Origin of the sequence: Alkalihalobacillus deserti, from assembly GCF_020734105.1 — a bacterium.
Lineage (GTDB): Bacteria > Bacillota > Bacilli > Bacillales > Bacillaceae_D > Halalkalibacter > Halalkalibacter deserti.
Window position 1 is genome coordinate 108,513 of sequence record NZ_JAJAFR010000010.1, and the last position, 7,077, is coordinate 115,589.

The 7,077-nt window shown below is 37.0% G+C and carries 9 protein-coding genes; 6 read left to right on the plus strand and 3 right to left on the minus strand.

Annotation, left to right across the window (positions count from 1 at the left end; translation table 11 throughout):
* Positions 1–26 precede the first annotated feature (26 nt).
* Both LDX58_RS17145 and LDX58_RS17150 read right to left on the minus strand, forming a co-directional pair.
* Positions 27–1,112 (minus strand): FUSC family protein, encoded by a 1,086-nt coding sequence (locus LDX58_RS17145; protein ID WP_227938030.1) that lies wholly within the window; start codon positions 1,110–1,112, stop codon positions 27–29.
* Positions 1,113–1,395: 283 nt separating this feature from the next.
* A complete protein-coding gene (locus LDX58_RS17150; protein WP_227938031.1) occupies positions 1,396–2,691 on the minus strand; it encodes a glutamate-1-semialdehyde 2,1-aminomutase in 1,296 nt (431 codons plus the stop codon).
* 243 nt (positions 2,692–2,934) lie between these two features.
* Between LDX58_RS17150 and LDX58_RS26075 the strand changes: the two genes are divergently transcribed.
* From LDX58_RS26075 to perR, 5 genes are all read left to right on the plus strand, one after another.
* Positions 2,935–3,060 carry a helix-turn-helix domain-containing protein gene (locus LDX58_RS26075; RefSeq protein ID WP_265416732.1) on the plus strand — a complete coding sequence of 42 codons (126 nt, stop codon included), beginning with the start codon at positions 2,935–2,937 and terminating at the stop codon, positions 3,058–3,060.
* A gap of 393 nt (positions 3,061–3,453) precedes the next feature.
* Positions 3,454–3,873 carry an ion channel gene (locus LDX58_RS17155; RefSeq protein ID WP_227938032.1) on the plus strand — a complete coding sequence of 140 codons (420 nt, stop codon included), beginning with the start codon at positions 3,454–3,456 and terminating at the stop codon, positions 3,871–3,873.
* 52 nt (positions 3,874–3,925) lie between these two features.
* On the plus strand, positions 3,926–4,402 hold the full coding sequence (gene bcp / locus LDX58_RS17160) for a thioredoxin-dependent thiol peroxidase (RefSeq protein ID WP_504753106.1): 477 nt from the start codon (positions 3,926–3,928) through the stop codon (positions 4,400–4,402).
* 121 nt (positions 4,403–4,523) lie between these two features.
* Positions 4,524–4,823, plus strand: coding sequence for a cyclic-di-AMP receptor (locus LDX58_RS17165; RefSeq protein WP_227938034.1), 300 nt, complete (start codon positions 4,524–4,526; stop codon positions 4,821–4,823).
* A gap of 90 nt (positions 4,824–4,913) precedes the next feature.
* Positions 4,914–5,357, plus strand: a complete 444-nt coding sequence (gene perR, locus LDX58_RS17170; RefSeq protein ID WP_227938035.1) for a peroxide-responsive transcriptional repressor PerR — start codon at positions 4,914–4,916, stop codon at positions 5,355–5,357.
* A 38-nt stretch (positions 5,358–5,395) separates the two neighbouring features.
* Here the strand turns inward: perR and LDX58_RS17175 are convergent, their stop codons facing one another.
* Entirely contained in the window at positions 5,396–5,755 is a 360-nt protein-coding gene (locus LDX58_RS17175; RefSeq protein WP_227938036.1) for a YgzB family protein, read from the minus strand.
* 177 nt (positions 5,756–5,932) lie between these two features.
* Between LDX58_RS17175 and LDX58_RS17180 the strand changes: the two genes are divergently transcribed.
* Positions 5,933–6,799, plus strand: coding sequence for a nucleotidyltransferase-like protein (locus tag LDX58_RS17180; RefSeq protein WP_227938037.1), 867 nt, complete (start codon positions 5,933–5,935; stop codon positions 6,797–6,799).
* The last annotated feature ends 278 nt before the right edge of the window (positions 6,800–7,077 follow it).

Below are 7,077 nucleotides of genomic sequence, written 5' to 3' on the forward strand. Positions count from 1 at the left end.
GGCGTGCCACTCGTGTGGCACGCCTTTTATTCTTCTTCTAGTGCTTCAATTTTCACTTCATTATGTTCTTGATGATACGTGAAAAAACTATCAACTAAATGACTTAAGTGCTCTAGCTGTTCTTGATATTCAATCATTTGCGATACAGCGGGTAAAAGATGAAGCCATTGATTGTAATCAATACATGCTTGGTTTTGGAGGCTAAAGTAATAATTCATTAATTCTTCTTTTCCGATGTTCATTTTTTCAATTAATTCATCTGAGTGACTGGAGTGAACCTTTCCGATGTAACGTAATAAAATGCGATCGTGGTAAGCAGTTAAATAATCAAGCTGCTTCTCAAATTTTTTATACGTTTCATCAGGCATAATAGAAAGTTCTTCCGATCGTCTTTCTAAGTTTTTTAAAACAAAAAGCGATTTCTTAGCGGTGATAAGCATTTGCCGATAAAGAACGACCTTACGCGCTTTGCTATATTTATTTTTCATGAAATAATTTCGTTCTTCTTTATAAAGCAAATAGAGATTTTCGAGCTTAACCATTTTTTCCTCTAGTCTATTTAAATCTTTCTTCAACGCCCGGTGGTCTGCTGCGTTACGAATTAATAACATCGTCCATTGATTGATGTCCTCAGTTGCTTTTGACAGTTGATGATAAAGCTTTGTTTCGTATCTAGGAGGAAGAAAAAACAGATTAATAATAAATGCAGATAATACTCCACTGATGACAAGAGTAAAGCGACCTGCTGCAAACTGAATAAAGTCTGTAGCCGGACTTTCCATGATGATAATGACTGTGACAATGGCCAATGGAATGGTTGTCGGCTCTAACTTCACCTTTAAAATAATCGATATTGCCAGTACGACAACGAGCCCGACGACAAAAGGATGGTGACCAAAAGTCATAACAAAGATAACAGCTACGACAGCTCCAATAATATTGGCTTGAACTTGTTCTAAAATTGTTTGAAATGTTCGATAGAGCGATGGTTGAACGGCAATAGCCGCAGCGAGCGCAGCAAACATAGGTGGTTCAAGACCAACCCACATCGCTAAATAAAGTGAAAGCATTACGGCAAGCCCTGTTTTAAATATACGAGCCCCAAGTTTCATAAGTGAAAAAAACTCCTTTTGATAAGCATTATTATGGGTACCTCTATTAGTATTTCAAATAAAAAAGACTAATAACCTTAATAGACACCGAAGGAAACTATACAATGTAATGGTTGTCTTAATCAAGAGTTTTCTCTTGAAAAAGTATGAGAAAAGGTAGGCGAGCATTTCAGACACGAAACAAATTTAGGTGGACCAGAGTAAATATTTTAAAAAGAGGAGATACCAAATTTTTCAATTTGGATATCTCCTCTTCGATTTTAAACTTAATGATGGTAATAACTTAAATAGAAGCCATGGCTGCAAACGCTTCATCAACAGCTTTAAGTGTCTCGGCAATATCCTGCTCTGTATGAGCAATCGTTAAAAACCAAGCTTCATATTTGGATGGAGCGAGGTTGATTCCACGGTTTAGTAATTCTTTAAAGAAGATCCCAAAAAGCTCACCATTTGTATTCTCAGCCTGTTCGTGATTTTTAATTTTTTCATCTGTGAAGTAAACGGTCAATGCGCCTTTTAAACGATTCACTGTGATCGTTTGTTTGTGTTTTTCAGCTAGTGTAAGAATACCGTTTTCGAGAATAGCTCCTAATTGGTCGAGTTTATCATAAGTACCTTCATCTTTTAACACTTCTAAGCACGCAATTCCCGCGCTCATTGATAATGGATTACCAGCCATGGTTCCAGCTTGATAAGCAGGGCCAAGAGGAGCAACCTTCTCCATAATATCAATTCGACCACCGTATGCACCAATTGGAAGTCCACCACCAATGATTTTTCCTAAGGCTGTCATGTCAGGTTCAACACCTAAATAATTTTGTGCGCCTCCATACATAAAGCGAAATGCTGTAATGACTTCATCATAGATCACAAGCGCACCAGCTTCGTGAGTGAGTTGATTCACTGCTTCTAGGAACCCTTCTACTGGTTCAACAATACCAAAATTCCCGACAATCGGTTCAACAAGGACGGCGGCAATTTCATCTCCCCATTTAGAAAGTGCGTCTTTATAAGCATCTATATCATTAAAAGGAACGGTAATGACTTCTTTGGCAATGCTCTTCGTCACTCCTGCGGAATCAGGCGTACCAAGGGTTGAAGGTCCAGAGCCAGCAGCAACTAATACAAGGTCGGAGTGGCCATGGTAACAACCAGCAAACTTAATGATTTTATCTCTTCCTGTGTAGGCTCTAGCGACTCGAATTGTCGTCATGACAGCTTCGGTACCTGAATTAACAAAGCGTACTTTTTCAAGAGAAGGGATCGCGTCTTTGAGCATTTTTGCAAATGTATTTTCAAGTTTTGTCGGAGTCCCAAATAAAACTCCATTTTCAGCAGCTTGTTGAATCGCTGCTGTTATGTGAGGGTGGGCATGGCCAGTAATAATCGGACCATAGGCCGCTAGATAATCTATGTATTGGTTTCCATCTACATCCCAAAAATAGGCCCCTTTTGCCTTTTCCATGAAAATAGGGCTCCCACCACCTACCGCTTTAAAAGCACGAGACGGACTGTTGACTCCGCCAACAATATGTTCCTCAGCCTCTTTATATAACATTTCAGATTTTGTCCAGTTCATTTTCTTCCTCCTATTAAACCATCTATACAAGTTAATCCTTGTTCTACAATCATAGACGAGTGAGTAGAGCAAATACAACTCTAGCTAGATCAAAAAATACCATATGAATATAAATTACCGAAATTTAGTTTTCTAAAAGCAGAAAATAATTATAATGATTGTTATACACCAATGATTAGTGAAAGTGGGTAGAACGTTAATTCATATCGGAAACCAAATTAGAAAGTTGAGGAAGGATAAAAAGTGGACCATTGCTTAACAGAAAAGAGCGGCCTTACACTTGATTATCTTGCTCAAATCGAACGGGGAGATGTGAATGTAAGTATCGAAAAGCTAGAGTCTGTGCTCCATGCACTTGAGACCGATTAGTCCTATGTATGCCCTCATATAAAAATAGAGAGTCAACTTCAAAAGGGAATTTTATTAAAAGTAATGGAAATGAAAGAGGAAGTAAGCTTTAGGTTGGTATTGCTCTTATTCGAGAGTTGGGGGATGTAGTCGAGACTGAAGATTACGTTTTGAAATCTCTAAAAACAACATATCTATAAAATCTTTCTGAGTTTCTGTTTGATTGCAAGGCGATAAATTTGAATTAACAATTCATCATGAGTGCATCGGGATGGACGAGACCCCCTTAATCCTACTTTTTTTATAACAATAACAATAAGGGATGTAATTCAAGTGATAAATACCTAGTACCCCTTCACATTCTAGAATGTGGATTAGCTACATAGAGTTTAGTTGGGGGGTGTGAATTAGAAGATGGATTGGATCATATCTTTCTTTTTAATTTTAGCTACAATCGGAACAATTGTTAGTATACTCATGCTGATTCGTTATCGACCTATACGTGGAAGGCACTCTGTTTCTTTAAGGCATTTTGCATTACTTGTACTTGTTTATATAACGGTTATGTTATCTTTTTCTATCTTGTATTTAGGGCTTGAGTTAATGGGGATACAAGTTTTAAAAGAAGGAAATGCGTGTGTAGGAGGAACGGTCTCTCACTTAATAGAAGATATTGTTTACTTTAGTGCAGTTACTTTGCTTTCTGTTGGTTACGGGGATCTAGTGCCAGTTGGAATTGGACGGTTTATTTCAATTGTCGAAGCTTTATTTGGCTATCTTCTTCCGGCGGCATTCGTGATAACGTCTGTTATTCAGGTGACAAAAAAGGAATAGTTGTCTTTCTTTTAAACTTCAGCTACGCTTATTATAACAATAAGTAGAAGGGATGATTTTAATGATTCAAGTAGGTCAGAAAGCACCGCAGTTCTTGTTACCAGCAAATAACGGACAAACTGTAGGATTAGAAACGTACCTTGGTAAGAATGTTGTATTGTATTTTTACCCTAAGGATATGACACCTGGATGTACAACACAGGCATGTGATTTTCGCGATAAAATAGCAGATTTTTCTTCTCTAAATACAGTGATAATTGGAGTGAGCCCAGACCCAGTGGCAAAACACGAAAAGTTTATAGAAAAATATGAACTTCCCTTTTTATTACTAGCTGATATAGATCATCAAGTTGCGGAAGCCTATGGGGTTTGGAAATTGAAAAAAAACTTTGGGAAAGAATACATGGGAATCGAACGATCAACTTTTATTATCAACAAAGAAGGAACGCTTGTGAAAGAGTGGCGTAAGGTTAAAGTAAAAGACCATGTTAAAGAAGCGTTGTTACATATTAGAGACGAGCTTGAATAACAAACAACGATAGATATAGAGTAACCTAAATAATTTAGTTATCTTAAATATGGTTTAACAGGAACATCAAGCTCCATAAGCGAATAAATGTAGGTAAAGGCAATAGGTTGGGGGTGTTACTGTGAAGCTTCTAGTATGTATTATTGATAATGTTTTTGCAGATGAAGTCGAAGTACAGTTGAAAAAGCAAGGATATCGTATGACGGAGTTAGCAAGTTCAGGAGGATTTTGGAGAAAAGGCAACACGACGTTTTTGTTTGGTGTCGATGAAGTCGACGTTGCTCAGTTACAAGAAGCATTAAAACAAGCCTGCTTAGACTTTGAGAAGAAGAAGCGCCGAATGAGTAAGCAAGCCCATCGATATACCTCCTTTTTATTAGATGTAAAAGATTCAGCCCCATTTCTAGGGTTACTAACGTAGAAATAGCGGATACATTGACAGTCTGGCGATTTTTATATTATACTAATTATAAAGTAATAATCGTTTTTTCTGAAAGAGAGGTGCATGACAATGTCTGATCATCGCTTGCAAGATGCACTTGATGCTTTGAAAAGCACCCGTGTGCGTATGACTCCGCAACGTCATGCGATACTAGAGTTCCTATATGAATCTATGACCCACCCAACTGCTGATGATATATATAAAGCGTTAGAGGGGCGTTTTCCCAATATGAGTGTTGCGACTGTTTATAATAACATTCGCGTATTCAAGGAAGCTGGCATCGTAAAAGAGTTAACGTATGGCGATTCATCAAGTCGCTTTGATTCAGTTACATCTGATCATTATCATGTGATTTGCAGCGATTGTGGAAAGATTGTGGATTTTCATTATCCAGGTTTAGATGAAGTGGAAACTTTAGCTGAACATGTTACGGGGTTTAAAGTTCATCATCACCGAATGGAGATTTATGGGACTTGTCCGAAGTGTCAAAATCAAAATGAAACATTAAATTAACATGTTGGATGAATCATTCCTAGGGGGTTAGGAATGATTCATTTTTTTATTATTGACTTACGATTGTAGTTCTCGTCAAACTCTTTTCCTTCAAGGGATTTGTCCATTGTAAGAGGTTCGCTACAATGCATGCAGGCATCAACTCGACCTAACATTTTCGTTGCTCCACCGCAGTTTGGACAGACAACTTGAACGGTCTTTGTCGAAAGCATCCCAATCCAAAAATAAACGACTGTACTTCCAATGATAAAGAGAAAGCCAAGTAACATAGCTATTGTCATAACAATATAAGATTCTCTAAAGAAAATTCCGACGTACATAACGAGAATTCCGACGAAAACAAGGGATAATGCAAATGTTCTTATTTTGTTGATTTTGTTTGTATATTTTAATGCCATCTTCGCGCCTCCTAAATCTAGTAGTAGTATAACATAATGTTAATTAAATCTCTCCTAAAGGATGTTAACAGGTGATGAAGATTTAAAGCTAATTTAAGCAGGAGAAAAGGCTGTTGTTATAGAATTTATTATTTCTGAAACCTATAAGTTTAGATATAGGGGAGAGGGGAATTCATGATGGACATGTTATTGCGCCAACTATACCAGGATCGCGCGAGTGATGAAAATACACTTGCCATTCTTATAATAGAAAAAGAGTTGTTGCCTTTATCAATTACAGACGGGTTTAATGTTGTGATTCTTTTAATTAACAGTGATAAGAATATATCATGGGAAATTAAACATTATAAGATAGGTGAAAAAAGAGTGGCGTTTCACTCTCTTAGTCAAGCAATGATGCACCAAACGTTAATTGTTGGTAACCATAGGCGCTTAGTTGACTGGTTGGTTAATGGAAAAATTGTTTTTGACCGTAACGAATATCTTAAAGATGTGAAAGAGCGAATCGAATCTTTCCCTCCAGGTGATCGTAGCAAGAAGATGACCATTCAATTCACTAAGATGCTTAGAAGGTTTGAAGAAGGAAAAACTCTTTTTCAAAATGGTCATTACTTTGATGCTTTCAGTAATATGATGCACGCCCTTCATCATTTAGCACGTTTATCGGTTATTCAACACGGTTACTATCCGGAAGTTACGGTTTGGGAACAAGTGAAACATATTGAACCACCTACGTATAAGCTTTATCAGGAATTGTTAAAAAGTGAAGAGACTCTGGAGAAGCGTATTGAGCTTCTTATTTTAGCAACCGAATTGGCTATTCATTCTAAGACAATAATCGGAAGTCAGCATTTTCTATCCTTAGTTGAAGCCAATGGGGATCTTTATTTGATTGCAGATTTAATGGCGATTAGTGAAACGGAAGATTATCGTGTTGACTTAGAATTGTTAGTCCGTCACTTAGTTGAAAAAGGGGCAGTTACTTGCTATAAGGAAGAAACAAAAGCAGAAGGTATAATGAAAACATATTATCAATTTAATTAAATTTAAATTTGGGTTGACGGAATAAATTTATAATGATATATTATTACTTGTCGCTGAACGGCGGTGTTGAAAAACATTTTCACCTCTAAAAAAACATTTGACGAATCGTCAGTATGATGTTATATTAGAAAGGTCGCTGTTGAACGACAAGTAGTTCTTTGAAAACTGAACAAAAGCCAAGCGAAAAGAGAAAACATGATTTTCTCGTCAATTTTCAGCAATTTAGTAAAATTGCATTTTATATCGCTAGCGTGATATAAGCATTGAGCACAAATCAA